A 26,207-nucleotide genomic window follows, 5' to 3' on the forward strand; every position below is an offset into this window, starting at 1 on the left:
CAGGATCAGTTTCCTGGAGGGCTGCTTTTTCCACCTGAAGTGAACCCCCTTGGCGGGTGGGCAGGCGCGTCAGGCGTGGTAGAGCGCGGCCGGGCCCCTCCTTCCGGGGGTTTGGCCCCAGGCCCTGGCCCGGACGCGGCGTGGGGCGAGGACGGGAAGGATGCCGAGGACCATCGTCGCCACGCGCTACGTGACGCCCCTGCGAGAGGGGGGCTCGCTGCCCGCCATCGTCGAGGCGGACGACGCGGGGCTGTATGTCGTGAAGTTCCGGGGGGCGGGCCAGGGGGCCAAGGCGCTCATCGCGGAGTACATCGCCGCGGAGCTGGCCCGGGCCGCGGGGCTGCGCGTGCCGGAGCTGGTGCTGGTGGAGCTGGACCCGGCGCTGGGCCGCAACGAGCCGGACAGCGAGATTCGCGAGCTGCTCAAGGCGAGCGCGGGGCTGAACCTGGCGCTGGACTACCTGCCCGGCTCGGTGACGTTCGACCCGGTGGCGGGGCCGGCGCCGAAGGTGGACGTGGCGTCGTCGCTGGTGGCGTTCGACGCGTTCATCACCAACGTGGACCGCACGCCGAAGAACCCCAACCTCCTGTGCTGGCACCGGGAGCTGTGGCTCATCGACCATGGCGCGTCGCTCTACTTCCACCACGCGTGGGAGGACTGGGAGGAGCGCAGCCAGAGCCGCTTCGCGCCCATCAAGGACCACGTGCTGCTGCCGTGGGCCAGCCAGCTCCCCCAGGCCCAGGCGCTGCTGTCCACGCACTTCACGCGGGAGCTGATGGAGACCACCGTGGCGGGGATTCCGGAGGGCTGGCTGAAGGCGGCCGAGTCCCCCTTCCCCACCGTGGAGGCGCACCGCGCCGCCTACGTGAGCTGGCTGTGCAAGCGCGTCCAGGCCCTGCCGGCCTTCATCGAGGAGGCGGCCCGTGCCCGCGCACAGCTCGTTTGACTACGCCATCATCCGCGTCGTCCCGCGCGTGGAGCGCGAGGAGTTCATCAACGTGGGCGTCGTCCTCTTCTGCACCACGCAGCGCTTCCTGGGCGCGCGCGTGGAGGTGGACGAGGCGCGCTTGAAGGCGCTCGCGCCCGACATCGACCTGGAGACGGTGCGCTGCCACCTGGACAGCTTCCAGCGCGTCTGCGTGGGCGGCAAGGGCGCGGGCCCCATCGGCCAGCTGCCGCAGAAGGAGCGCTGGCACTGGCTCGTGGCCCCGCGCAGCACCATGCTCCAGACGGGGCCGGTGCACTCGGGGCTGAGCCTGGAGCCCCAGGCCGCGCTGGAGCACCTGCTCGACACCGTGGTGCGCCTCAAGCGCGCGCCGTGAGGCCGGGCCCGGGGCCCTCGCGCCCCGGGCTCACTTCACCCGGCGGCCGGTGAGGCGGACCTTGTACGTGCACTCCTCGAGCTCCCTCGCGTCGATGCCCAGGCCCTCGAACGAGGTGCGTCGCACGTCGATGAAGCCCTCGATGTCGTCGTCCTCCAGCGAGTCGTTGGCGATGTAGAAGCGCAGCACGTAGACGATGTTCGACTCGCCGGCCACTGTCGAAGGGATGGAGCGGATGTCCACGTATTGGAACGGCCCCTCATCGGAGCGCGTGCCCTGGAGGATGTCCGGGGCGTCGTCCTCGTCGAGCGTCGCCACGTCGCCCCAGTGCAGCGTGAAGGAGACGTCGGGCACCTCGATGCTCGTGGCGCCGTACTCCTCGGCGCGCACCGTCCAGCGCTGCTGGAGCGCCAGGCCGGAGACGCCGCCGATGCCCGGCACCGCCACCGGCTCCTTCGCCGTCTTGTCGGTGCACGAGTAGGGCACGGCCGCCGCCTGGGCCGCGTCCAGCTCCACGTCATACGTCTCCTGCTCGAAGCCGCCACAGCCCGCCACCAGCAGCACCAGCGGCGCCGCCCATCCCATCGCGTTCATCGACCCTCCAGTTCCACGGGAGACCACCCTCGCCGGCCCTGGGCGTCCGCCGCCCCACCGGGCAGGCGGGCGCCTTCCTCCCGACCAGGAAAGCATGGCCCCCAGGGCGAGGGAACCCACGGGCTGGCGCGGGCTTCCCGACCGGGGACGACCGTCTGTCAACTGTCCGGCAGGTGAGGAATCGGGGGCGCGCGGGCGGGCGGATGAGTAGCTTTGCGGCGTGCCCGGGACGGGCACGGACCTCGTATGCCCGACTCTTCGCTTCGAATCGTCACGTACAACGTCCGCTACTTCGGCCACATGCTCCGGGGCCTGGCGAGCACCGTGGGCCCCAAGCGCCGGGTGGCCTTCGCGCTGGCCGGGCTGGACCCGCTGCCGGACGTGGTGTGCCTGCAGGAGGTGGAGACCACCTCGCTGCGCAGCACCATCGCCCACCGCCCCAAGCTGCCCGGCGAGACGCAGCTGATGGCCTTCATGGGGCGCATGGAGGAGACGTTCGCCGCGCAGGGGCGCGACATGCCCTACGAGGCGTTCTACTTCCGCGCGCACCACTACAAGCTGGGCGAGGTGTCGCTCTACACCACGGGGCTGGCGGTGCTCGTCAACAAGCGCACCCTCCAGGTGGACAAGCACAACGTGGACGCGCCCATGTCCATCACCCACCACCACGTGCAGCGGCTCAAGGACCGCAAGCAGAGCCGCATCTGCGCGCACATGCGCCTGCTGCGCCGCGAGGATGGGCGCCCCTTCCACGTCTTCAACACCCACCTGAGCCTGCCCACGCCCTTCGCCCGCGAGTTCTGGTCCACCAAGGACAAGATGGGCTGCGGCGTGAACCAGCTCCACGAGGCGCGCAAGCTGGCGGAGTTCGTGGGCAGCCTCCGCGCCGACGAGCCGTTCATCGTCTGCGGGGACTTCAACTCGCCGCCGTCGTCCCCGGTGTTCCGCTACCTCACCGGGGATGTCTCCTTCACGTGCGCCCAGGCCGCCGTGGGACAGATTGACCCGAGCGTGTCGCGGGGCTTCCCCACCGCGGGCTTCATGCACATGCGCATGCACCTGGACCACATGTTCTCCGGCGGGGGCGTGCGCTGGCTCGACACCGAGGAGACCCACCCGTTCGGGGACTTGAAGAGCCGCTTCCACGGGCTGTCGGACCACATGCCCATCGTCGCGCGCTTCGCGCTGGAGGCGCTCCCCGTCACGCTGCCCGTGCCCGGGGTGCCGAGCGTGGGCTGACCGTGCGGCCCGTGCCCGGGTGACGGGGTGGCCGCGGCGCGCCGCTACGACCCGAGCTCCTGCTCCACGGTCTCCCACGCCTCCAGGAGTTCGCGCGTGCGGCGCTCGGCCAGCTCGCGGAACTCCGGCGCCAGGTGCGCCACCTTGTCCGGGTGGTAGCCGGCGATGAGCGCGCGGAACGCCTTGCGCGCCTCGTCCCGCGACACGCCCCGCTCGAGCCCCAGCACCTCCCACGCGTCCTTGCGCGCGGGGGCCTCGCTGCGTACCCGGGTGCCCCGGGGCGGCGTGGCCTCCGGGTCGCGAGGACTCCGGGCCCCGCGTGCGCGATGCTCGCCTCCGACCTGCTCGTCGTCACCGCCCCAGGCGCCTCGCGAGCGACGACCCGGATGCTCGCCTCCGACCTGCTCGTCGTCACCGCTCCAGGCGCCTCGGGAGCGACGCCCCGGACTCTCGCCGCCCTCCCGCTCCTCGTCCCGCGCACGGCGCCCCCCCGCCTCCTCGGGCTCCCGGGCCGCGCCGGTGCTGGCGGGACGACGCGGTGCGCGAGGCGCGGGCTCCGGGCGCTTCTTCCCCGGTCGGCGCGCGGGGTCCGGCGCGGGGATGCGCGGCTCCAGCCGGCTCAGCGCGTCCTCCAGGAACCACAGGTCCTCGGCGGGCAGGCCGTGCTTGCGCACCACCTGGCGCGGCTGGCCATCCACCAGCAGCAGGTAGCCCGTGGTGACGGCGTACGCGTCATCCTTGCTGTCGGGGTGCAGCCTGTCGCCCAGGTCTCCCAGCGGGTCCCTCCACATGCCGTCCGGGGTGCCCTCGTCCGCCACCAGCACCTGCGTCAACACGCGGCCGTGGAGGAACTCCAGCGTGGCGAAGGGCTCGCGCAGCTCGGGCGAGCGCATGGCCGCCCCATGACGCACGCCCGTCACCAGCAACACCCCTCGCGTCCCGTCCACATGGGCGAAGAGCTGCTCGCGCACCCGCTTGTCCGAATAGAAGAGGACGAACTGCACGGTGGACAACGTAGTCCGTCCCGCGCCATCCAGACAGGCGTTATGTCCTGGCGCGGCAAGAGGGTGCAGGGCGGAACAGTGCGACGAAACACCGGCTCGACGGTTTCGCGCGCTTGCGGAAGAGTCATCCCCGCTTATGCGCTGCTGCCACCGTCACTCCTCCGAGCCCGCCCTCCCCCAGTCCCGCGCCTTCAGCCTCCCCGGCGCCACCGAGCACTACGCCGCGGAGCGCCCCCTGCGCGCCGAGCACGTGCGCATCCAACTGGAGCTCGACTTCGAGCAAGGCCGCGTCACCGGCGTCTGCACCACCCGCGTGTCCGCCGTGCGGCTGTCGTCCACCCTCACCTTCGACGCGGTGGACCTGGACGTCTCGCGCGTCCTCGTCGACGAGCGCCCCGTGCGCTTCACCAACTCCGGCTCGCACGTGCGCGTGGAGCTGCCCGCGCCGCTGCCGCCCGGCCAGGCCGCCCAGGTGGCCATCCACTACACCGCCCGCCCACGCCGGGGCCTCTACTTCTGGGGCCCGGAGGCCGCCTACCCGGACCGGCCCCGTCAGGCCTGGACCCAGAACCAGGACACCGACGCACGGCACTGGTTCCCCTGCCTGGACACGCCCGCGCAGAAGGCCACCTCGGAGCTCATCGCCACCTTCCCCGACGGCCTCACCGCGCTCTCCAACGGCGTGCTCGTCTCCGACACCGTGCAGGACCAGCGGCGCACCCAGCACTACCGCATGGAGCAGCCGCACGCGCCCTACCTCGTCACGCTCGCGGTGGGCGACTTCGAGGAGCTCACCGACACCGCGGGCACCGTCCCGCTGCGCTACCTCTTCCCGCGCGGGCGCCGCGAGGACGCGCTGCGGTGCGTGCGCCGCACCCCGGAGATGGTGCGCGTGTTCCAGGAGGCCACCGGCGAGCCCTACCCGTGGAGCGGCTACGCGCAGGTGTTCCTCACCGAGTTCATCTTCGGCGGCATGGAGAACACCACCGCCACCAGCCTCACCGACTCCGTCCTCCACGACGCGCGCGCGCACGCGGACTACAACGCGGAGCCGCTCATCTCCCACGAGCTGGCGCACCAGTGGTTCGGGGACCTGCTCACCTGCCGCGACTGGCCCCACGGCTGGCTCAACGAGGGCTTCGCCACCTGGTTCGAGGTGCTGTGGAAGGAGCGCGCGGACGGCCAGGACGAGGCCGACCACCACCGGCAGGCGGACCTGGAGGCCTACCTGGGCGAGGTGAAGGAGCGCTACGCGCGGCCCATCGTCTCGCGCCGCTTCCACGCTCCGCTGGATGTCTTCGACCGGCACCTTTATGAGAAGGGCGGCCTGGTCCTCCACGAGCTGCGCCGCCGCCTGGGCGACGAGCTGTTCTTCCGCGGCCTGCGCCACTACGTCTCGCGCCACCGGCACGGCTCGGTGGAGACGGTGGACCTGTCGCGCGCCTTCGAGCAGGCCACCGGCCACAACCTGGACGCCTTCTTCGACCAGTACGTCTTCGCCCCCGGCCACCCGGAGCTCAAGGTGGAGGTGCGCCACGAGGCCGAGGAGGGCCGGCTGCGCCTCAAGGTGCGCCAGACGCAGCGCACCGACGCGGGCACGCCCCTGTTCCGCCTGCCGCTGGACGTCGTCGTCACCGTCGAGGGCCGGGACACCCGCCACCGGCTGGACGTGACGGACGCGGAGCACTTCTTCCACCTGCCCTGCCCCACCGCGCCCTCGCAGGTGCGCGTGGACCCGCGCCGCGACGTGCTGGGCACGCTGGAGGTGGACAAGGCCGTGGGCCTCTGGCTGGAGGAGCTTCGCGCCGCGCCCGAGTCCCGCGCCCGCACCGAGGCCGCCCACGCGCTGGGGCGCGACGGAGGCCACCGCGCCGTGGAGACGCTGGGCACCGCGCTCGCGGACGCGCGCCTGTTCTGGGGCACCCGCGCCGCGTGCGCCAAGGCCCTGGGCCGCATCCGCACGCCGGAGGCCCGCGCCCGGCTGCTCGCGAGCCTGCGCGCCGAGCACCCACGCGTGCGCCGCGCCGTCGTCGCCGCGCTGGGCGAGTTCCGCCGCGACGCGGAGGTCATCGCGCTCTTGCGCTCGCTCCTGCAATCCGGAGACACCAGCTACTTCGTGGAGGCGGAGGCCGCGCGCAGCTACGGCAAGCTGCGCGCCGCCGACGCGCTGACGGTGCTGGAGACCACCTCCACGCGCCCGTCCTTCCAGGACGCCATCGCCGTGGGCGCCATGGACGGGCTCGCCGAGTCACAGGACCCCGCCGCCTTCCCGCTGGTGGAGGCGCGCACCGCATATGGCCAGCCCGCCTTCCTGCGCCGCGCGGCCACGCAGGCCGTGGCCCGGCTGGCGGAGGTGGCCGGCCGTCAGCGCGAGGCGGTAGATTTACTGACGGAGCTGCTGCGGGACCCGATGTTCCGCGTGCAGATGGGCGTCTTCGAGGCCGCGAGGACGCTGGGAGACCGGCGCATCATCCCCGCGCTGGAGGGCACCCCGCTCAGCGACGCCCGCGCCCGCCGCGCCGCGCGCGAGACGGTGCGAGCGCTGCGCGAGGGCGAGCCCCAGGCGCGTGAGCTGGCGTCGCTGCGCGAGGAGGTGGACGCGCTGAAGGAGGCCACGCGCGCGATGCGCGAGAAGCTGGAGGGGCTCTCCCTGACGAAGCCTCCTCCAACGCCCGCGCCGAAGCCCACGCGAGGCAAGCAGGCCGCCGCGCGCAAGAAGGCGGGCAAGCCTCCCGCGAGCAAGCGTCGGCGCTGAGCGTCCAGGCGCGCCGGCCCCCCCGCACCGGCGCGTCCAAGGTCCGTCGTGGCTACCTGTAAGACACCACGGGACGAGCCCCTTCGCGGGGCCACGCCCATGGCGCGCGTGGGCGGCTCGCGTCTTTCCGTCCGACGACGGGCGCAGGGGACGACATGGCCGCAGCCAACGAGGAGCTCAGTGCCTGGCTGGACGCCGCGGTCGACCCGTGGATCGCCTGCGACTCCCATGAGCACGTGTACCTCATCAATCGCGCCGCGGAGCGCCTGCTCGGCTGGACGCGCGAGCAGCTCCAGGGCCACCCGGTGGCCGAGCTCTTCCCCCAGCAATTCCATCACCAAGGCGACCAGAGCCTGGTGCGCTACCTGCTCTCACGCAGGCAGGCGCTGGGCGGGCGACCCACGAAGGTGCTCGCGCGACGACGGGACGGCGTGGAGGTGCTCGTGGAGCTCACGGTGGGCACCTCCGGCGAAGGGGAGGACGAGCGCATCGTCCTCAGCCTCCGGCGCCTGCACGAGGTCATCGACACCATCCGCGAGCCCATGGAGCCGCCTCGCGATGGTGGTGAGGCCAGGCGGACCAGCGGCGACGACCTCTATCGCCTCGTCGTGGAGAACGCCCCCCTGGGCATCTTCCACTACGACACCACGCCCATCATCACCGCCTGCAACGAGCGGCTGGCCACCATCGTCGGTACCCCCAAGCGCGTGGTGGTGGGGCTCAACCTCATGTCGCTGCGCGACGAGCAGCTCATGGCGTGCGTGCGCGAGACGCTCTCCGGCCACAGCGCGGACTACGTGGGGGACTATGCCGCGGTGACCAGCCACAAGGTGACGCCCGTCCATATCCGCTTCGCGCCCTGCTACAACGACGCGGGACAGGTGGAGGGCGGCGTGGGCCTGGTCGAGGACGTCTCCGAGCGCCGCCGCGCAGAGCGCCAGCGCGACGAGAACCTGGCCCTGCTCATCACCCTGTTCGAGACCGCGCCCGTGGCGCTGGGCTTCCTCGACACGAACCTGCGCTACGTGCGCGTCAACGGGCGGCTGGCGCGCATCAACGGCCTGCCCCCCGAGGCCCACCTGGGGCGCACGCCCTACGAGGTGCTGGGTGAGGGCGGCAGCGCCGCGGCGGCCATGCTGAAACAGGTATTGGACACCGGCGAGCCCGTGGTGGGCCAGGAGGTGGACACCCAGGCCGTGGGCCATCCCGGCCCCCGGCGGCTGCTCACGGGGAGCTGCTACCCGGTGCGCGCGCCGGACGGACACCTGTTGGGCGTGGGCGTGCTGGTGGAGGACATCACCCAGCGCAGGCTCGCCGAGGAGGAGCGCGAGCGGCTCTACCGCGAGGCGCGTGAGGCCATCCGCGTGCGCGACGACTTCCTGTCCATCGCCTCGCACGAGCTGAAGACGCCGCTGACGCCGCTGAGCCTCCGGCTGGCCACGCTGGAGCGCAGGCTCGAGCGCGGCGAGAGCGTGGACCCCACCACCCTGCGCCACGCGCGCCAGCACATCTTGCGCATGACCGGGCTCATCAACGACCTGCTGGACGCGTCCCGCATCGAGGCGGGCCGGCTGGCGCTGCATCCGCAGGCCACGCGCCTGGACAGCCTGGTGGAGCACGTGCTGCAGGCGATGGAGGCACAGCGCGGCGGACACGAGCTGCGCTACGAGCGGCCCGAGCACGACGTGCAGGTGTTCGCGGACCCATACCGGCTGGAGCAGGTGGTCACCAACCTGGTGGAGAACGCCCTCAAGTACAGCCCCGATGGCGGCGTCATCCACGTCAAGCTGGAGACGCGCGGAGAGCTGGCGCTCTTGTCGGTGAAGGACCCGGGCATCGGCATCCCCGAGGACCAGCAGAAGCTGCTCTTCGAGCGCTACTTCCGCGCGCGCAACGTGTCCACGCGCTCGTACGGCGGACTGGGCCTGGGCCTGTACATCAGCCGCGACATCGTCGAGCGCCACGGCGGCCGCATCTGGGTGGAGAGCCGGGTGGGAGAAGGCTCCACCTTCCATGTCGCCCTGCCCCTGCTGACGGGAGCCCCCTCTCACCCGCCCGCTTCCCAGCCGGAGCGCCACGTCCACTGAAGCTTTCGCCACCCCCGCTCCCGAAAGAACTACAGCCCCCCGTGTCCACCACCGTGCATCCGCTGCGCGCCAGCACCTGGATTCAGGTGTTTCAGACGCTGGCACGAGGGCTGCTTTTCATCCCGTCAGAGAAGTCGAACCCGAGAGGAGCAGGGACATGACGACGGAAACTCCGGCTTGGACTCGCGACAATGACGGTTGGCTGGTTCGGGTGAAGGTGGCGGGGCGCATCCAGGAGGTCCGCTGCACCACGGAAGGCCAGGCGCGCTACATGGCGGGTGTGCTGGCCCTCAATCCGCCTCCCCCCTCGAAGCTGCGTCACTGAACGGGGGCGGTGCCGGGCGCGGGCGGGCTGATGAGGTAGTTGTCGAGCTGCGCCCAGTTGTTGAACGCGACCTTCCACGCGCCCTCGGCCACACCCGGCCGGGGGATGAGCGGGCCGCCGACCTGGCCGCTGGAGCCCCAGGAGAAGCCCAGGTCGATGCCGCTGGACGTCTCCAGCACGGTGATGTCGGTGGCGAGCTGGCTGTTGAGGCGGCGCAGCTCCGTCTTCGCGCCGGACACCCAGAAGATGAGCCGCTGGGCGCGCACGTCGAAGCCGAAGGCGTAGAAGGCGTTGGCGTCGTTCGGGTCCGTGACGATGACGGTGTACGCGCTGAGCAGCGAGGCGCTGTTGGGATACATCGGCGTGCCGTTGGGGATGCTGGACAGCGCCGTGGGCGCGGTGGGGATGACCCACGGCGTGCCGGGGATGGTGGTGCCCGGGCAGTAGTTGGGAATCGGCGGAGGCAGCAGCACGGCCTGCTGCGACACGGAGCCCTGCGACTCCAGCGTCTCGGGCGAGGCCTGGTCGATGGAGTCGACGCCGCACGCGGCGAAGGTGGACAGCGTGACGAGGCACAGCAGCGCGGAGCGAAGCGTCTTCATGGGCGGGGTTTCCTTGGTGTGAAGAGACACGTGGAGCGTGCTCGGCTCGTGCGAGCCGAGGTGAGGGACTGACGGCGGTGACGGGGCTACTCGAAGACGACGACCGTCTTCACCCAGCTGTCGGGCTGCGTGGACAACACGCGCAGCCTTTCGTCTCGGAGCGCGAGGCTGGCGGAGGAACCGGCGCGGATGCGCTCCATGACCCGCGCGAAGAAGGGCCCGGCCTCGGCGTCCGGGATGTCGATGGGTGAGGCGATGACGGCGCGCGCGCCCGCCTCGGCGAAGGCCACGGGGAGGCTCCACGGCGCGTGGAGGTAGGGCGCAGTCCGGGCCGCCTGACACGCGCCGAGCAGCACCACCGGCGCGCCCTGCAGCTTCTGCTGTCGCACCTGGCCCGCGGTGAGCGCGTAGCGGCCGCCCGCCTCCGGCGCCATCACCAGCAGCGACGCGTCCGACACGCCCAGGTTCACCAGGCCGTGCGCGTGGATCTCCACCTCGGTGGCCTGCGCCAGCTCCGCCAGCAGGCGCGACGGCGTGGCGGCCGCGCCCGTCAGCTCCACGCGGCGCGGAGACGGCCCGCCGGACAGCTCCCAGCTGCGCAGCCGGGGCAGGTTCAGCGACGCGGGCGCGTCCACGTCGTAGACCACCAGCGGGCGCGGCGCGGAGACCTTCGGCGCCTGGGCCTTCGTGCCCGTGTGGTAGCTCCACGCGATGTCCGGCGGCAGCAGGCCCGCCTGTCCGTGCACGGGGTAGCGCGCGAACACGCTCACGTGCTCGCAGGGCTTGAGCGCGGCGATGACGGAGGCGGGCACCAGCGAGGCCACGTCGAAGTCGGGCGAGCGGCGGCTCGCGTCCTGGTGGCCCAGCAGCTCACCCGTGGGTCCGCGCGCGGCGGTCAGCGTGCGCTCGTCGTGCACCTCCACGCCCAGGGCGCAGCGCTCGGGGGCCGGCACGCGGGCCTCCTGCGCGAAGAGGGACAGCGCCCGCGCCCAGTCCCCGGTGGAGCCCGCGTCCAGGATGAGCGACGAGTAGCTGTACGCGCGCGCCTTGGCGGCGACGGGGTCCGCCGCGCCCAGCAGCTCACCGGCGACGATGGCCTGCCCCAGCAGCCGCTGGCCCTCCGCGCGGTCCGAGCCGATGACGGCGCGGCCCTGGATGTGCGTGGCCATGACCTTCTCACCGGGGCGCAGCCAGCCCGCGGCGTCCAGCTTCGCCAGGCCCTCGCGCACCTTCTCCACGTCGCCCGGCTTCGGGTCCAGCCGCGCCAGGTCCGCCAGCACGAACGCGCCGTTGAGGAAGAAGGGCACGTCGCACACCGGGGCCTTCTCCAGCTCCTCGCGCGCGGCCTGCGGGCGCAGCGCGAAGACGTGCAGCGACGCCAGGCTCTCGTGCACGTGCCGGTCGGCCGCGCAGCCCCGGTCTCGCAGGGCCTGCTCGCCCAGGTACGCGCGCGTCAGGGCGAAGGCGTTGCGGAAGCGCGCCATGTCGCCCAGCACCAGCAGCAGGTCCGCCTGCAGCGTCCACTCCTGCGTCTGCCGCGCCCAGCCCAGGCCCGCCAGCGCGTGCTCGCGCGCCTCCACCAGCCGGTGCTCGTCCTTGTAGATGTGCGCCAGCAGGTGCTCCAGTTGGCCGCAGCGGTAGTCCGCCTTCGCGACCTCGCACGCCGCCACCGCGCGCAACAGCCGCGCCTCCGCGCCGGCCAGGTCTCCCTTGCCGTACTCGGCCAGCGCGCGCTCGCGCTCCGCGTTGAGCGTCAGCCACGAGTCACCGAGCGCGCGCGCCACCTTCTCGTACACGTCGATGTGCGCCGGCAGCCCGCCCGCCAGCGGCAGCACACCCAGCAGGATGTCCTGGTGCTGCGAGCCGGACAGCTCCTTCACCAGCGGCTCGAGCGAGGCGGCATCGAAGGTGCCTTCCAGCACCTGGCGGAAGCGGGCCGCGAACGGCGCGCGGCGCGCGAAGTCCAGCCCCGCCACGCGCTCCACGGAGGCCACCACCGTGTCGCCGCCGTAGCGCGCGTCCAGCACCCGCGCCAGCGGCAGGAGCTCGCGCACCCGCTCGGCGGAGGGCGCGGTCCACAGCGCGATGTTGAGCCAGTTGCGCGCCGTGCCCGGCACCGCCCGCGCCACGTCCTCCGGGAACGCGGTGCCCTGCAGCGCGAGCGCACGGCCGGCCTGCTGCGCGGAGTCCCACGCCCCACGACGTCCCTCCAGCTGACGGCGCAGCACCGCGGCGCGCTCCCGCGCCTCCTCGGCCCAGCCGGGCTCGCCCAGCGAGGCGACGGTGTCGAACGCCTCGGCCGCGAGCGCGTCCAGGCCCAGCTCGCGCAGCACGAGCGCGCGGTTCCACAGGGCCTGCGGGTGACGCGGGTGCTTCTCCAGCACACCGTCCAGCAGGACGAGCGCGGACTCGAGCTCGCCCTTCGTCAGCGCCACCACCGCCTTGTCGCTGTCCACGTCCGGCGACGCGGGCGCGCGCTGGAGGTAGTCGGCCGCCTGCTCGCGCTCACCGCGCAAGAGGTGCCCCACCGCGAGGCCCTGCAAATCTCCCTGCTCCTCCAGCTTCGCCAGCGCCTGCAGCGGCACCAGCTCGCGCGGGCGCTCGTCGCCGGAGCGCAGCACGCCGTAGGGACGGTGCGCGCTGGCGCCGGACCAGCTCAGGCGCGCCTCCATGGAGCGCGTGGGCGCCAGGGCCAAGAGCTGCGAATCGTCACGCACGCTCGACGGCCCCGAGCGCACCGCCACCAGCACCAGGAGGGCGGCCAGCGAGCCGGACAGCGCGGCGGCGGCCACCCACTTGCGGCGGCTCCACGCGGGACGAAACGCGCGCGGGGGCGCGGACGCCACGGGCTGCTGCGGCACGGGGGTGGTGACGTCGCGCGGGGCCTCGCGAGCCTCCTCGGCCCCCAGCCGGGTGCCCAGCGCCTGGAGCTGGAGGATGTCGTCGAGCTCCTCCTGGCACGCCTCGCACGTGGCCAGGTGCTCGCGGAACTGCTCCGCCTCCTCCTGGGACAGCTCGCCATCCGCGAAGGCGTGCACCAGGTCGTGCGGGTCCATGGGCTCCGGGGCGCTCATGACGCCTCCGCCTTGCCGGTGGCGCCGGGCATCAACAGCTCCTTCAGCTTGCGGCGCGCGCGGATGAGGCGCGTGCCCACCGTCGCCTTGGGAATCCCCAGACGCTCGGCGATGTCCTGATAGGGCATCCCCTCCAGGGCGTGGAGCCGGTACACCGTCGCGAACTCCTCGGGAATCCGCGTCAGGGCCTCGCGCAGCTGCTCCGTGCTGATGGAAGCCCACGCGGGGGCGGCCTCCGGCTCCGGCGCGGCGATGCGCTCCTCCAGCTCCTCCGCCGACACGTCCGAGCGACGCTCGCGCGTCTTCGAGCGGCACTTGTCGATGAAGATGTGGTGGAGGATGGTGAGCAGCCACGCGCGTCCGTCGGTGCCGGGGCGGTAGCGGGACAGGTTGCGAAACCCGCGCTCGTAGGTGTCCTGCAGGAGGTCGTTGGCCTCCGCCGCGTTTCCGCACAGCCGGAGCGCCGTGGCGCGCAACGCCGCCTCGTGCGTCCGGACGAAGGCGGAGAACCAGCGATTGTCCAGGGTCGGCGTTGAGGGAGGCCCGCTATCCACGCGGGGTGCAGGCTGGACCGGCGCGTCATGGGCCGTCAAGCCCCGGGACCGGGGGCGACGGGCGCGTGCGGCAGGTGGTTGCAGGGCGAAAGCATCCATGGCGGGTCGCCCCTCTCAACGACGCCCCGCCGCCATCTTCCCGGCCGGATTTCCCGGCGAATTTTCCGCCGGGGCCATCGCCGCCGGGGCTCAGTGTCCGGAAGAGGGATTGCGCCGGACGATTTCGCCATTGAGGACGTTGGCGAAGCCCACCCAGGCCAGGTAGGGCGCGACCAGCCACGCGGCGGGCCGGTCCACCTCGCGCGTCGCGGCGATGTAGGCCCCGATGCTGCCCAGGAGCGCCAGGTTGTCGGCCAGGGCCTTCCTGGGCTGGTGCCTGCCGAAGAAGAGCCAGGACCAGGCGGCGTTGAGGCCCAGCTGCACGCCCCACCAGCCGAGCGCCCGGGAGCGAGAGGGCCCCGCCGGCGCCGTCCACACGCGCCACCCGGAGACGGCGATGAGCGCATAGAGCGCGGTCCACACCGGCCCGAAGGCGGCGGGCGGCGGCTGGAAGGGCGGCTTGCGCAGGTGGCGGTACCAGCGCGTGTCGGCGGTGCTGTGGCGGGCCCCCAGCGCGGCGGCGCCCAGCGTGAGCGCGCTGAACGCGCCCAGCGCGATGACGGACTCGGTGCGCAGCGTGGGGTTGAGGGCGGTGCGCTTGACCGGCCCCGGCACGGTGCGCGTCGAGGTCTCCCACGAGGTGTGCATGGTCTGTCTCCTTGCGCGCGGTGTGCGGGCGCAGTGTTCGCTGCAAGGTGGTAACGACCTGCCCCCGGGTCCACCCCCGTTGACTGTTGACGGGTGGGCGCTCTATCGAGCCTTTGGGGAGGAACGACATGGTGAGTGCGGAGGAAGTCCTCGACTTCTGGTTCGGTCAGCCGGCGGACCCGGTTCGCAATCCAGCGTGCATCCGACCTCGGGCCGTCTGGTTCCAGCGCGACGCGGCCTTCGACGCGGAGTGCAGGGAGCGCTTCCTGCGAGCCCACGAGCGCGCGGCCGCGGGCGAGCTGGACTCCTGGCGCAACGAAGCCCGCACGTGCCTGGCGCTGCTCCTGCTGCTCGACCAGGTGCCCCGCAACCTCTTCCGGGGCACGCCGCGCGCGTTCGCCACGGATGCGAAGGCCCGCTCGGTGGCCCGCCACGCGCTGGCCCGGGGCCTGGACGTGACGCTGCCCTCGGTGTGGCGCTGGTTCATGTACCTGCCGTTCGAGCACAGCGAGGAGCTGTACGACCAGCGGCTGTCGGTGGACCTCTTCGAGCTCTTGACGATGCACCACTCCGGCAGCCTGGAGACGCTCGACTACGCGCGCCGGCACCGGGACGTCATCGAGCGCTTCGGTCGCTTCCCGCACCGCAACGACGCGCTGGGACGGGCCTCGACTCCCGAGGAAGCGCGCTTCCTCCAGGAGCCGGGCTCGTCCTTCTGAGTCGACGTCAGGCCGGAGCGCCAGCCGGCTCGGCTTGCGAGGCGCGGGCCTCCAGGGTGATGCCCGAGGCGAGCCAGCCGCGCACCAGCGTCAGGTGCTCGGCCTCCGCGTCCAGCGCGAGCTGGAAGCGGTCCGCCAGCGTGTCATGGCCCAGGCCGCGCGCCAGCTCGATGAGCAGCTCCCAGCTCGCGTTGTCCGTCAGCTCCGCCACCAGCAGCGCCTCCAGGGACTGGCGCAGGTTGGTGCGCGGGTCGGACAGCACCGCGGGAAGCCCCATGGACGTGACGGCCACCAGGTCCGCGCACGGCGTCATCGCGGTGGGGTCCGCGCCCAGCTTCGTCAGCGTCTCGGAGACGAGGCCGAAGTGGGCCAGCTCGTCGTCGAGGATGCGCTCCAGGCCCTCGCGGGTGGGGCCGCCCTCCCACGTGCCGTACACGTCGAGCTTGGCGAGCGCGCCCTCGTAGAGCCGCGAGCCCGAGCGCTCGAAGGCGAGCCGCTCCCCCAGCTTGTCGAGGAACACGGTGGGCCTGGCGCCCTTGAGCAGCTCCACCGCCGTCTTGGCCACGCCCTTGAGGTTGGCCGGCGGCGGCACGCTGCCCAGGCCATCGGATTCGCGCGCGTACTGCTGGCGGACCTCCAGGATGAGCGAGCCATCCCCCGCGGAGCTGGGCAGCCGCTCCTGCGCCTGCTGGAAGATGTCCGCGCTGTCGATGGGGGACGTGGCGATGCCCGTGCGGTTGAGTCCCATGTCACTGGTCGTCTTCTTCATGTCAGTGAACCTTCCTTCCCTCGACCACCGAGCCCATGCGCTGTGCCCGCGCGGCGAGCTCCGTGCCAGGAGTCCATTGGTAGCCGGCCGCGGCGATCTCCGACGGCGAGCCTTCCGAGTTGAGCTGGTCGCGGTACACGCGCGAGCGGTGGTCCGCCGGCAGCTCCGCCATGCGCACGTAGTCCGGTCCGTTGGTGGCCAGGTCCTCTTCCTGGCTGAGCGTCTTGCGGACGAACTCGCGGTGCTGCTTGTACTCGATGGGCTCGGGCAAGGTCTTCGGTAGCACCTCGGCCGCGTCCCGGCGCTCGACGTTCTCGAACAGGTCCTTGACGAAGTGCAGCTGCCCCAGCTCGTAGTCCAGGAAGCGCTGCCACACCTCCTTCACGCGCGGGTTCGTCTCGTACTCGAGGCAGGAGTAGAAGTTGTAGACCTCCGCGGCCTCGTGCATCAGCCACTTCTCCAGCAGCGTCTCGCCCGGGTCGAGCAGTGACTCGTACTGGGTGACGTGCTGCTCCTCGATGGCGGCGATTTCGGCGTAGAGCTGACGCGCGACCGGGTCCGCGAAGAACGGGCCCACCGTCATGTAGTAGTCGTGCGTCTGGTTCTCCGCCGCGGTGATGCTGATGGCGTGAATCTTCGTCAGCGGGTGCGCGCGCGTCTTGTCGTACGGGCGGCGCAGGTCATCCACGGGGTGGCGGTGCTCCACCACGGTGGGGCGGCCGGGGATGATGTCCGTATAGGACTGGGTGATGTTGTTGGGGTCCTTGCCCTCGAGCCGGTCGTAGAGCGCCGAGTAGCGGTACAGGTGGTCGAAGTCCTCCAGGAGCCCGAAGCGGTAGGTCTGCGCCAGGTAGGGGTCGGGCTCGCGCAGGGCCACGCTGGCGGTCACCTCGATGGCCACCTGCTCGAAGCCGAGCGTCGTCTCCAGCGGGTTCTGGTCCGCGGGGTTGAGCCAGTTGATGAGCGTCTGCTCGAAGTGCTCCACGCGGCGGATGCGGGCGAGCGGCTCGCGCAAGGACGCGTTGATGCGCGCCATCATGTGCTTGGTGCGCAGGGCATCCGCCATGATGCCGTTCATGTAGATGACGCGCACCCGGGTGAAGGCGTCGTCGTCCAGCTTGCTGTAGGGCCTGCGCACCAGGTCCTTCCAGGTGAAGACCTGCTTGTCGAGGGGGACGCCCTTCTGTTGGAAGATGTCCAGGGCCACGTCGGACTCCTTTTGCGCGTGCGGAGAAGAGGAGGACGGAAGGCGTCGCGCCCGCCGTGTTGGGAGGTAAGGTCCGGTCGCACCGGGACTCCGGCAAACCCCGCCAGCAAGTCACCCCGCCACCGCATGGGACTGACGGAGGCTCGGCAGCCCTGTCGCTGCCCACACCGCCGCCCGCGGGGAGCGGGACACGCCGGGTGTGCGATTCGCGGCCCCTGCGTGGGCGGGCCCGTGAGACGCCCGAGAATAGGACGGGATGTCCTCCGTCTGGAGGGCGGACGGAGGAGCACGCTCGAGCCGGGTATCGAGGCTCACCTGGGATTTTTTGTTTTCACGCTCGTCTGCCGTGAGGACGCGAAGGCTTGGGCTAGTGTGACGCGCGATACACCCCACACATGGCAAGAGGGGGCCGTGGCAGGCGAGACCGGGAGAATCATCCGTCAGCGTTGGCGTGACCACTGGCGGTTGATGCTGGGCATCGCGGCGCTGTCCACGGTGCTGTCCGCCCTGGCGTGGTGGGGCGGCTGGCTGGACGACCTGGAGCGCGGCGCGTACGACCAGGCGCTGACGGCCTTCACGGATGGACGAGGCCTGTCACCCACCGTGTCGGTGGTGGTCATCGACCAGGGCACGCTGGACGGCATCCGCGCCAACGAGCGCTACACGCTCAACTTCGGCACGTGGCCCTACAGCCGCAACCTCTGGGCCCGCGTGGTGGAACAGCTGGAGGCGGAGGGCGCGCGCGCCATCGTCTTCGACGCGGTGATGGACGAGCGCTCCTCGGACGCGTCCACGGACCTGGCCTTCGCCCAGGTGCTGCGCGACACGCGCATCCCGTTCTTCCTCGGCGTCTCCACCAACGTCAACGCGCAGCCCTTGCCCCGCGCGGACTTCGACGCGGCGCCGCCGTCCCCGCTCGCCCCGCCTCCCGTCCCCGTGGCGACTCCGGAGGCCGCGCCCCCGGTGGGCGAGGAGACCTTCCCGGAGGAAGACGGCGAGGCCTTCACCGACACGCCGGATGACAGCGTGCTGCCCGCCGTCACGCCCGAGGAGATGGCACGGGCGCTCGCCTTCCCCGTGAAGGTCCAGGGCCACGCGCCGCCGCTGCTGGAGGGACGCGAGGCGGCGGGTGAGCACCACGTCCCTGGAGACACGGACGGGACGCGCGCCGTGCGCCATCCGGTGCCGCCGATTCCGGTGCTGGTGGGCGCGGTGGATGGCTTCGGACTGGTGGACACGGAGACGGACCCGGATGGGTTCATGCGCCGCACGCGCTTCGCGTACTCGGACGGCGTCAACACGTACCCGACGCTGCCGGTGCGCGTGGCCGCGGGACTCTTCAGCGCGGAGAAGGTGGAGCTCTCCGACGGGCTGCTGAGGGTGGGGGGACGCCAGTACCGCGTGGACGCGGATGGCGGCGCGGCGATGGATTACGGCGGGGGCCCGCTGCACGAGCGCTTCCGCACGGTGCCGCTGCTGGACGTGCTGGACGGCTGGGTGCGACGGGAGAACGGACAGCCCTCGGGGCTGCCGCGGGAGGTGTTCCGCGGCAAGGTGGTGGTCATCGGCGGCACGGCGCTGGGGCTGGGCGACATCAAGGCCACCTCGTTCCTCGCGGAGGTGCCCGGCGTGATGAAGCAGGCGTCGGTGCTGGACACGCTCCTGGGGGATGGCCGCTTCATCACGCGCACGCCGCTCGCGGTGGACCTGGGGCTCACGCTGGTGGTGGCGCTGGTGTCGGTGGTGCTGCTGATGACGACGCGCTGGACGCCGCTGGAGATTGCGTGGCCGGTGGTGCTGCCGGTGGGCATGTACCTGGTCGCGGGGCTGGTGTTGTCGAAGGGCTGGCATCTCTTGACGGCGCTGCCCTCGATGGCGGGGCTGCTCGCGGGCGTCGCGGCGGTGGCCTTCAACCACCTGGTGGCCAACCGCGAGACGGAGTTCGTGCGCGCGGCGTTCAGTCGCTTCATGGAGCCCAAGCTCGTGGAGCAGATGATTGCCGAGCGCAAGCTGCCGAAGCTCGACGGGGAGAACGTCGAAATCAGCGCGTTCTTCAGCGACATCCGCGGCTTCTCCACCTTCAGCGAGCGCTTCAAGGAGGACCCTCGCAGCCTGGTGCGCATCCTCAACACGTACCTGACGCGGGTGAGCGGCGTGCTGCTCAAGGAGGGCGCGTGCCTGGACAAGTACATCGGTGACGCGGTGGTGTGCCTGTTCGGCGCGCCCATGCGCCAGGACGACCACGCGGTGCGCGCGTGCCGGGGGGCGCTTGCGGCCAAGGCGGAGGTGGACGCGATGCGCGAGGAGTTCCGCGCCAAGGGGCTGCCGGACGTCTACACGCGCATCGGGGTGAACTCCGCGGTGAACTTCGTGGGCAACTTCGGCAGCGAGCAGCTCTTCAGCTACACGGCCATCGGCGACGGGATGAACCTGGCGGCGCGGCTGGAGGGCGCGAACAAGGCGTACGGCTCGGTCATCATGATTGGCCCGCGCACGTACGAGCTGGCGCGCGAGCACATCGAGGTGCGCGAGCTGGACCGGGTGCGGGTGGCGGGCAAGACGGAGGCCGTCACGGTGTACGAGCTGCTCGCGCTCAAGGGTGGGCTGGACGCGCGCAAGCGGGCGACGGTGGAGCGCTACCACGCGGCGCTGGCGCTCTACCGGGAGGGGCGCTTCGAGGAGGCCGCGTCGGCGCTGGAGCGGCTCGCGGCCGAGGACGTGGACGACGGGCCGACGAAAGCGCTGCTGGAGCGTTGTCGGAAGTATGCCGAGTCGCCGCCGCCGGGCTTCGATGGCGTGGCGAGCCTGGACAAGTGAAAGGAGTCTGAAGTCATGGGGATGAGAACGAGAGCGGCGTGGGTGGCCGCGTTGCTGATGATGGGGCTGCCGGGCCTGTCCTCGGCGGTGGCGGTGGGGGGCTCGCTGTACGTGAAGGCGAAGAACACGCGGGTGATGGAGAGCCCCTCGCCCACGGCGAACGCGGTGGTCATCCTCCAGCCGGGTGAGCAGGTGAAGTGGGAGGGCGCGGACGCGAAGAACAAGCAGTGGCACAAGGTGAAGACGTCCACGGGCAAGCGCGGCTTCGTGTTCCAGTCCAACCTGTCCACCACCGCGCCCAACCTGGAGCTGGTCGTCGGGGACCAGGGCAAGCGCAAGGTGAACCCGGAGGGCTTCGTGTCCAGCGGCGCGGCGGTGAAGGCGCTCAGCCCCGGCGCCGTCGCGTATGGCAACAAGAAGGGCGGCGGGCACAAGCAGGCGGTGGCGCAGCTGCAGAGCCTGGAGAAGGCGGCCAAGGACGTGTCCACCCAGGACATCGCCAAGCACGCCGCGGCGGCGGGGCTGCACCCGGTGGTGGGCGCGGAGACGACGGCCCGCTCGGGCGGGGCGAAGAGCAAGCCGAAGGGAGGCTCGTGATGAAGGCGCTCGGGAGGACGGCGGCGCTGCTGGGCCTGGGGCTGCTGACGGTGTCGTGCAAGGGCGTCACGCTCGCGCAGGTGGCGGACGTGGCCGGCAAGACGGTCAACAACTCGGTGGCCTCGCAGAAGCAGCGCGACGAGTGCGCGAAGCTGGATGTGGAGCCCACGGTGAAGGAGGAGTACGCCATCGGCAGCGCCATGGCGGTCCACTGGGTGGAGGGTGGCGGCGGGCTGATGGGCACCACCGGCGGCGCGAAGGACACCAGCGTCCACGCGGTGCACGAGTACCTCAACACGGTGGGCAAGAACCTGGGCGCGCAGTCGCCGAGGCCCACGCTGGACTGGACGTTCGGCGTGCTCAACGACGACCAGAACTTCAACGCGGTGTCCACGCCGGGGGCCTACGTCTTCGTCACCCGGAAGCTGTTGTCGGAGCTGGACAACGAGAGCCAGCTGGCGGGCGTGCTCGCGCATGAAATCGCGCACGTGGTGCTCAAGCACTCCATCCAGCAGTACAACGCCGCGAAGGTGAGCCTGTGCAAGGTGGCGGTGACGATGGAGGCCAACGTGCCGGGCTCCGGTCAGCTCATCGCCGCGGGGGGCAGCGGCGGCAACCTGGACCTGGACAGCGACACGGCGCTGCTCGGTGACCTGACGGAGAAGGTCATCGGCCTGGCGGAGAGCGGCAACGACAAGGAGCAGGAGTACGCGGCGGACCAGCTCGCCGCGCGGCTGATGATTTCGGCCGGCTACGACCCGAAGGAGTACATCGCGGTCCTCGGCAAGACGAAGGACGGCTCCCGCCTGGGCTCGCGGCACCCGAAGAAGGCGGACCGCGAGGAGCGGCTGAAGACCTTCCTCGCGAGCCTGAGGCCGCGCGAGGGTGAGTTCGCGGAGCTGTCGCTGGAGGGGTTGCGCAGCCCGCCGCTCCAGCCGGAGCTCGTCGCCGCGGTGAAGAAGGGCGCGGGGCGGAGCAACGTGGCGAAGGACGGGAAGTAGGCGCGGGCTCGGGCGCCCCCCGTTCGGGGCGCCCATGGCCACGACGCGTTCAGCGCGACGCGGCCTGGCTCAGCGCGCGGTGCACGGCCTCGAGCGCCTTGCGCGCCTCGAGCAGCTCGGCGCGCTCGGCGGTGAGCGAGGCCACCTGCTGGGCGAGCACGTCCCGCTCTCCCTGCAGCGCCTCCACCGCGCGGCGCAGCGACATCGACTCGTCCTTCGCGGACTCGAGCTCGGTGGCGAGCCGCTCCTCCTCGGCGAGGCTGTCCACCAGGGCCTGCTTGCCCCGGGAGACCTCCTCCTCGAGCTTCTCGTGCTCCTTCGCGGAGGCCTGGAGCGCCTGACGGTTCTCCTGGAGGGACAGCAGCGCCTCGTCGCGCTCACCCTCCAGCGCCGCGAGCTCCCGCTCCAGGTCCGCGAGCAGCTTCACGCGGCCCTCCATCTCCGCCGACAGCCGGCGCGCCTCGTCCATGCGCAGCCGAGCCTCCTCGGTGGCCTTCTCCGCCTGACGGCGCGCGACCTCCAGCTCCTGCGTGAGGGACAGGTTCGCCGCCTTCACCTTCACCAGCTCCGCCTGCAGGTGGGTGATGCGCTCGACCGCGCGCTGACCCGCCTCCGCGACGGTGGCCGGCAGGGGCTCCGGACGCGGATTCTCCCGCACCGCCTTGAGCCGGGCCTTGAGCCGCTCGCGGCGCGCGTCCGAGTCCATCGCCTCCTCGCGCGGCGGCGCGGGCGTCTGTACCTCCACCTCCTGCGGCGGCGCCTCGACGCGGGCCACGGGCTCCGCGACGGTGGCGGTGACGTGGGGGAGCGAAGCGTGGGGAGAGCCCTGCGTCATGGGGTGCGCCTCCGACGACGGCTCGGCCTCGAGGCCGTCCAGGTGGAACGCCATGGTGGGCGGAGCAGCGAAGGTGACGGGCGCCTCACCCACCCCGTCGTCGTAGACGGCGGCCTCCGGCTCCGGCGACGCATACGTCACCGGCTCGGCGACCTGCTGGGTGAACACCGGCTCCCGCGCGCGCGGCCCCTCGGGCTGCGACAGCGCCACCTCCATCGCCTCGGCGGCGGTGGGGCGAGGAGCGCGGGCGCGCTCGATGCGGGCGCGGACCTCCGCGGACAGGTCGGCGCTCGTCGGCTCGGGGGGAGCGACGTCGGCGGCCTGCTCGGGAGGCTCGGTGGGCTCGGTCTGCTCGACGGCGCCGGTGAACGCCCCCAGGCGGAGGCGCGGCTTGGCGCGAGACACGTTCTGTTCGAAGGCTTTCTTCATGGCGAATCTCAGCCAGCCTGCTGGGTGCCCTTCTTCGGGGCGGCGGCGGCCGCGGCGACGAGGCGCGGCAGGACGTTGTCAATCATGGCCTGGATGTCGTTGGCCCCCTTCGACGTGGGGTCCGCGACGAAGACGGGGCGCCCCTCGCTCGAGGCCTGGGCGAACTTGGTGCACTGCCGGATGATGGTCGGCAGCAGGAACTCCGGGTAGTGCGTCTGGAGCGCCTCCAGCGCCTCCTTCGCCAGCTTGAAGGTGGCGTTGAAGGAGTTCACCACGATGAACACGTGGTCCAGCACGTGGTTGAGGTCCTCCTCCAGGCTCTGCACGGTCTCGAACAGCAGCTTCAGGCCGTGGAACGACAGGAAGTCCGCCAGCACGGGGACGAACAGGTCGTTGGCGGCCATCAGCGCGTTGAGGTTGAGCAGGCCGAAGGACGGCGGCGCGTCGAAGACGATGACGTCGTACTGGGCCTCCACGTCCTTGAGGGCGTTGCGCAGCTTGAACTCGCGGCCGGCCATGGGCATCAGCGAGAGGTCCATGGTGGACATGCTGAGGTTGGACGGGACGAAGTCCAGGTTGGGCAGCGGGGACTTCTGGATGACCTTGGCCAGGGGCGTCTTGCGCACCAGCACGTCGAGCAGCGTCTTCTCGAACTCCTCGCCCTCGTAGCCCAGGCACTTGGTGGCGTGGCCCTGGCTGTCCAGGTCGATGAGGAGCACCGAGTAGCCCAGCTCCGCCACGCGCCACGCGTAGGACGTGGACAGGGACGTCTTGCCGGTGCCGCCCTTGAAGTTCAGGAAGAGCTGGCGGCGGTGGCCCACCTTGGCCGGGAAGCGGTCGAGCGTCGTGCGCAGGTCCCAGACGTCGTCCGGGGTGTACACGTCCTTCCTCGCGTCCTCCGGAATCGCTTTCGGAGACACGCCGAGCATCTCGGCCACCTGCTTCGAGCTGTATGTCGGCGCTTCCATGAACGACCCTTCGAAAGACGTACGGGGCGGCTACCTTGCCTCAAGCGGCGAAGTATTTGTGTCCCCTTCGGACCAGGGCCCCCCGGGCTGAGAGCAGGGTGATTGCTTCCTGAGCGAGCTCGACGGGCACCCCCAGGGCGGCCGTCAGCTCGGCGAGCGAGCGACCACGGACCGCCACGCGGACCTCGTGGAGCATGGGGGCACAGAGCGTCTCCACGGGCGAGGCGCTCGGGCGCGCGGCGACGGGCCGGGGCTCCTCGGAGCGCGTCGCGGGCTGCGGCGCCGGGGCGCCCATGGCCACGAGGGCCGCCTGGACGGGCGAGAGCCGGGGCGCCGGGGCGGCGGGACGGGAAGGCGGAGGCGCGGCGCGCGGCGGGGCCACCGCGGTCGGCGGGGCGGCCACGGGCTGCGCGGGCTGGGACGGAACCGGGGCGCGGGCCTGGGGCGCCTGAACTCCCTGCGTCGACGAAGGCACCGAGGCACGAGCCTGCGGGGCCTGCGCCACGTGCGTGGGCGGCGCGACGGGACGAGCCCCCATCGAGGGGGGCGCCATCGCACCCTGACGGGCTTGCGCCGAGGCCAGCGCGACAGGAACTCCACCCTGGACCGAACCCGCCACCTGCGCCGCGCCGGCGCCCTGCGCGGCGACCACGAACTGCATCCCCTGAGCGGCGCCAACCACGGCGCCCGCGCTACGATGAGCGCCCTGGGTCGCGACCGCGAACTGCGCTCCCTGCGGAGCGCCGACAGAGGCTGCCTGGGTCGCGACCGCGAACTGCGCTCCCTGCGGAGCACCAACAGGGGCGCGCTGAATCGCCAACTGCGCTCCCTGCGGAATACCGACGGAGGCGCTCTGAGTCGAGAACTGCGCTCCCACGGGGGCGCCCTGCGAAGCGACGGGGGTCGCCGCGACCGCCACCGCGGGCACCACTCGCGCCGGCTCCTCGAGCCGCGCGCGCACGGGCTTGACCGGCAACGTCGCCAGTCGACGAATCTCACGGCGCCGGTGCGTATCGTCCAGCGCGACGACGCCGGACACGTCCTGCCCCAGGATGCGCGACAGGCTCTGCGCCGCCGCCTTGCGCACGCGAGGCTCGCGGTCCCCGAGCGCCTCCAGCAACAAAGCCCGCGCGTTCTCGCCACTCCCCGCGCCCAGCGCCAGCGCCGCCAGCGAGCGGACCTCCGCGTCCGCGTCGTGGATGGCCTCTTCACCGAGCCGGCGCGCCGTCTCACCCTCCAGCCCCAGTGCCAGCAGCGACGCGCGCCGACGCACCGAGCGGTCCGGGTCCTTCATCGCCTGCGCCAGGTGCGGCGCCGCGTCCCGGGGCGCCAGCGTCAACAGCGCCTTGAGCGCCGCGATGCGCACCTCCGGCACCGGCGAGGACAACAGCGGCGACACCACCTGCGCGCCCTCCTCCCGGCACAGCGCCGCGAACGCCTGGAGCAGCGCCACCTGCGCCGCCGCGTCCGTCTCCGCGTGCAGCGCGCTCGCCAGCGCCGGAGCCGCCGCGGGCTGCGACAGCGCCTTGAGCCGCTCCGCCGCGCGGATGCGCGCCGCGGGGTCCTGCGCCGAGAGCTCCCGCACCGAGAACCCGAACAGCGTCTCGTCCGTCGGAGCCCCCAGCCCCCCCTGCCCGGACAGCTCCGCCAGCTGCGCCGCGCTCACGCCCAGCCGCCCCGCCTGCAGGAAGCGCTGCGCCTCGCGCGCCACCGGCGACAGTCCCTCCAGCAGCGGCTCCAGCAACGCGGGCGGCGCGCTCGAGGCCGCCGAGGGAGGCGGAGCCTTCGCCACCGGCTCGGCCAGCGGCACCGCGGGCGCTCGCACGGGCACCTTCATCGACATCACCGTCGCCGCCGCGCCCTTGCCCGTCTCATTCTTCAGCAGCGCCTCGCTGCGAAGCTGCGAGATGAACGACGCCAGGTCGAACCCCAGGTCATCGTCCTCGTCGTCGCGCTCCTGCGTGGAGGCGCGCAGCCGGCTCGCCGTCAGCAGCCGGTCCATCAGCTGGTCGCGCTCGCCGCGCAGCGCCTGCGTCAGCCGCACTGACTCCTCGCGCTCGGCCTGGGCGCGCCCGACGCGCACCTCCAGCTCCGCCACCTCGCGCCGCAGCTTCAGCTCCCGCTGATGCGTCTCCGCGAGCTCGCGCTTGAGGTGCTCCATCTCCTCACGCGTCGAGCCCAGCTCGCTGAGCAACTGCTCCGCACGGGCCTCGAAGTAGACAATTTTCTCGAGTGCGCTCTTGAGCAGCGCGTCCGGACGCTCGTCGCTCACGACCTCAACGGCCCTCCCCGCGAGGCACGCGGTGCACCCCCGACCCACCGGGGGGGCCCACCCTACGTCAGACGTCCCGCCTTCGTAAACCACGGAAACACCAGGGCTTTTCCGTGAAGTCCCCACCCGTCCATTGACAACGCCGCGCGGGCCGAATTTTCGGCCTCGGACGTGAGCCCCGGCTTTCCGCCGCACGCCGACGGCCCGGACGCCATCCCCGCGCCCCAGCACCGCGAGTGCGGCCGTCCGGCCGGTGACGTCCAGCACCGGACGAACGCGAAGCAAGACGC

21 protein-coding genes are annotated in these 26,207 nt (G+C 72.0%); 10 read left to right on the forward strand and 11 right to left on the reverse strand.

Features of this window, described 5'->3' with window-relative positions; translation table 11 throughout:
- Positions 1–160: 160 nt before the first annotated feature.
- The gene (locus OWM54_RS17540; protein WP_223782367.1) at positions 161–946 is read left to right on the forward strand and encodes a HipA family kinase; all 786 of its coding nucleotides are present in this window, start codon (positions 161–163) and stop codon (positions 944–946) included.
- A complete protein-coding gene (locus tag OWM54_RS17545; RefSeq protein ID WP_223749199.1) occupies positions 924–1,322 on the forward strand; it encodes a DUF3037 domain-containing protein in 399 nt (132 codons plus the stop codon). Before OWM54_RS17540 ends, OWM54_RS17545 begins: the two co-directional genes overlap by 23 nt.
- 30 nt (positions 1,323–1,352) lie before the next feature.
- Here OWM54_RS17545 and OWM54_RS17550 read toward each other — a convergent pair whose 3' ends face one another.
- Entirely contained in the window at positions 1,353–1,916 is a 564-nt protein-coding gene (locus tag OWM54_RS17550) for a hypothetical protein (protein WP_267698253.1), read from the reverse strand.
- Positions 1,917–2,162: 246 nt separating this feature from the next.
- Here OWM54_RS17550 and OWM54_RS17555 point away from each other — a divergent pair, with 246 nt between their 5' ends.
- Entirely contained in the window at positions 2,163–3,155 is a 993-nt protein-coding gene (locus tag OWM54_RS17555; RefSeq protein WP_223749198.1) for an endonuclease/exonuclease/phosphatase family protein, read from the forward strand.
- Between the two features lie 44 nt (positions 3,156–3,199).
- On the opposite strand, the gene OWM54_RS17560 is transcribed toward OWM54_RS17555, so the two are convergent.
- Positions 3,200–4,159, reverse strand: coding sequence for a J domain-containing protein (locus OWM54_RS17560; protein WP_267701141.1), 960 nt, complete (start codon positions 4,157–4,159; stop codon positions 3,200–3,202).
- Positions 4,160–4,295: 136 nt separating this feature from the next.
- Here OWM54_RS17560 and OWM54_RS17565 point away from each other — a divergent pair, with 136 nt between their 5' ends.
- The 3 genes from OWM54_RS17565 (at position 4,296) to OWM54_RS17575 (ending at position 9,326) form a co-directional block, all read left to right on the forward strand.
- On the forward strand, positions 4,296–6,914 hold the full coding sequence (locus tag OWM54_RS17565; protein WP_267698254.1) for a M1 family aminopeptidase: 2,619 nt from the start codon (positions 4,296–4,298) through the stop codon (positions 6,912–6,914).
- 155 nt (positions 6,915–7,069) lie between these two features.
- Positions 7,070–9,001 (forward strand): PAS domain S-box protein, encoded by a 1,932-nt coding sequence (locus tag OWM54_RS17570; RefSeq protein WP_267698255.1) that lies wholly within the window; start codon positions 7,070–7,072, stop codon positions 8,999–9,001.
- A gap of 157 nt (positions 9,002–9,158) precedes the next feature.
- On the forward strand, positions 9,159–9,326 hold the full coding sequence (locus OWM54_RS17575) for a hypothetical protein (protein ID WP_170300435.1): 168 nt from the start codon (positions 9,159–9,161) through the stop codon (positions 9,324–9,326).
- On the opposite strand, the gene OWM54_RS17580 is transcribed toward OWM54_RS17575, so the two are convergent.
- The 4 genes from OWM54_RS17580 to OWM54_RS17595 all read right to left on the reverse strand — a co-directional run bounded on the left by OWM54_RS17580 (position 9,320) and on the right by OWM54_RS17595 (position 14,303).
- Positions 9,320–9,928: a hypothetical protein gene (locus OWM54_RS17580; RefSeq protein ID WP_267698257.1), complete on the reverse strand. Its 609-nt coding sequence runs from the start codon at positions 9,926–9,928 to the stop codon at positions 9,320–9,322. The genes OWM54_RS17575 and OWM54_RS17580 overlap by 7 nt on opposite strands.
- Before the next feature lie 86 nt (positions 9,929–10,014).
- Positions 10,015–13,002, reverse strand: a complete 2,988-nt coding sequence (locus OWM54_RS17585; protein WP_267698258.1) for a CHAT domain-containing protein — start codon at positions 13,000–13,002, stop codon at positions 10,015–10,017.
- On the reverse strand, positions 12,999–13,556 hold the full coding sequence (locus tag OWM54_RS17590; RefSeq protein ID WP_223749193.1) for an RNA polymerase sigma factor: 558 nt from the start codon (positions 13,554–13,556) through the stop codon (positions 12,999–13,001). The genes OWM54_RS17585 and OWM54_RS17590 overlap by 4 nt, the downstream gene beginning before the upstream one ends.
- A 189-nt stretch (positions 13,557–13,745) precedes the next feature.
- Positions 13,746–14,303, reverse strand: coding sequence for a TspO/MBR family protein (locus OWM54_RS17595; RefSeq protein ID WP_141329300.1), 558 nt, complete (start codon positions 14,301–14,303; stop codon positions 13,746–13,748).
- A 128-nt stretch (positions 14,304–14,431) separates the two neighbouring features.
- Here OWM54_RS17595 and OWM54_RS17600 point away from each other — a divergent pair, with 128 nt between their 5' ends.
- Complete coding sequence (locus tag OWM54_RS17600; RefSeq protein WP_267698259.1) at positions 14,432–15,022, forward strand: DUF924 family protein; 591 nt, start codon at positions 14,432–14,434, stop codon at positions 15,020–15,022.
- Positions 15,023–15,029: 7 nt separating this feature from the next.
- On the opposite strand, the gene OWM54_RS17605 is transcribed toward OWM54_RS17600, so the two are convergent.
- Both OWM54_RS17605 and OWM54_RS17610 read right to left on the reverse strand, forming a co-directional pair.
- Entirely contained in the window at positions 15,030–15,791 is a 762-nt protein-coding gene (locus OWM54_RS17605; protein ID WP_223749190.1) for a ferritin-like domain-containing protein, read from the reverse strand.
- 1 nt (position 15,792) lies between these two features.
- Positions 15,793–16,998 carry a hypothetical protein gene (locus OWM54_RS17610; RefSeq protein ID WP_223749189.1) on the reverse strand — a complete coding sequence of 402 codons (1,206 nt, stop codon included), beginning with the start codon at positions 16,996–16,998 and terminating at the stop codon, positions 15,793–15,795.
- 411 nt (positions 16,999–17,409) lie between these two features.
- On the opposite strand from OWM54_RS17610, the gene OWM54_RS17615 reads away from it, so the two are divergent.
- Genes OWM54_RS17615 through OWM54_RS17625 form a run of 3 tightly spaced genes read left to right on the forward strand, consistent with a single transcriptional unit; the run spans position 17,410 to position 21,413 of the window.
- The gene (locus OWM54_RS17615; RefSeq protein ID WP_267698260.1) at positions 17,410–19,815 is read left to right on the forward strand and encodes a CHASE2 domain-containing protein; all 2,406 of its coding nucleotides are present in this window, start codon (positions 17,410–17,412) and stop codon (positions 19,813–19,815) included.
- 21 nt (positions 19,816–19,836) lie between these two features.
- Entirely contained in the window at positions 19,837–20,412 is a 576-nt protein-coding gene (locus OWM54_RS17620) for an SH3 domain-containing protein (protein WP_324289130.1), read from the forward strand.
- Positions 20,412–21,413: a M48 family metalloprotease gene (locus OWM54_RS17625; RefSeq protein WP_223749187.1), complete on the forward strand. Its 1,002-nt coding sequence runs from the start codon at positions 20,412–20,414 to the stop codon at positions 21,411–21,413. Before OWM54_RS17620 ends, OWM54_RS17625 begins: the two co-directional genes overlap by 1 nt.
- Before the next feature lie 49 nt (positions 21,414–21,462).
- Here the strand turns inward: OWM54_RS17625 and OWM54_RS17630 are convergent, their stop codons facing one another.
- Genes OWM54_RS17630 through OWM54_RS17640 form a run of 3 tightly spaced genes read right to left on the reverse strand, consistent with a single transcriptional unit; the run spans position 21,463 to position 25,917 of the window.
- On the reverse strand, positions 21,463–22,677 hold the full coding sequence (locus OWM54_RS17630) for an extensin-like protein (protein WP_223749186.1): 1,215 nt from the start codon (positions 22,675–22,677) through the stop codon (positions 21,463–21,465).
- A gap of 8 nt (positions 22,678–22,685) precedes the next feature.
- Positions 22,686–23,645, reverse strand: a complete 960-nt coding sequence (locus tag OWM54_RS17635; protein ID WP_141329317.1) for a ParA family protein — start codon at positions 23,643–23,645, stop codon at positions 22,686–22,688.
- Between the two features lie 40 nt (positions 23,646–23,685).
- Complete coding sequence (locus OWM54_RS17640; protein ID WP_267698261.1) at positions 23,686–25,917, reverse strand: HEAT repeat domain-containing protein; 2,232 nt, start codon at positions 25,915–25,917, stop codon at positions 23,686–23,688.
- Between the last annotated feature and the right edge of the window lie 290 nt (positions 25,918–26,207).

The organism is Myxococcus sp. MISCRS1, assembly GCF_026626605.1.
Classification (GTDB): Bacteria; Myxococcota; Myxococcia; order Myxococcales; family Myxococcaceae; genus Myxococcus; species Myxococcus fulvus.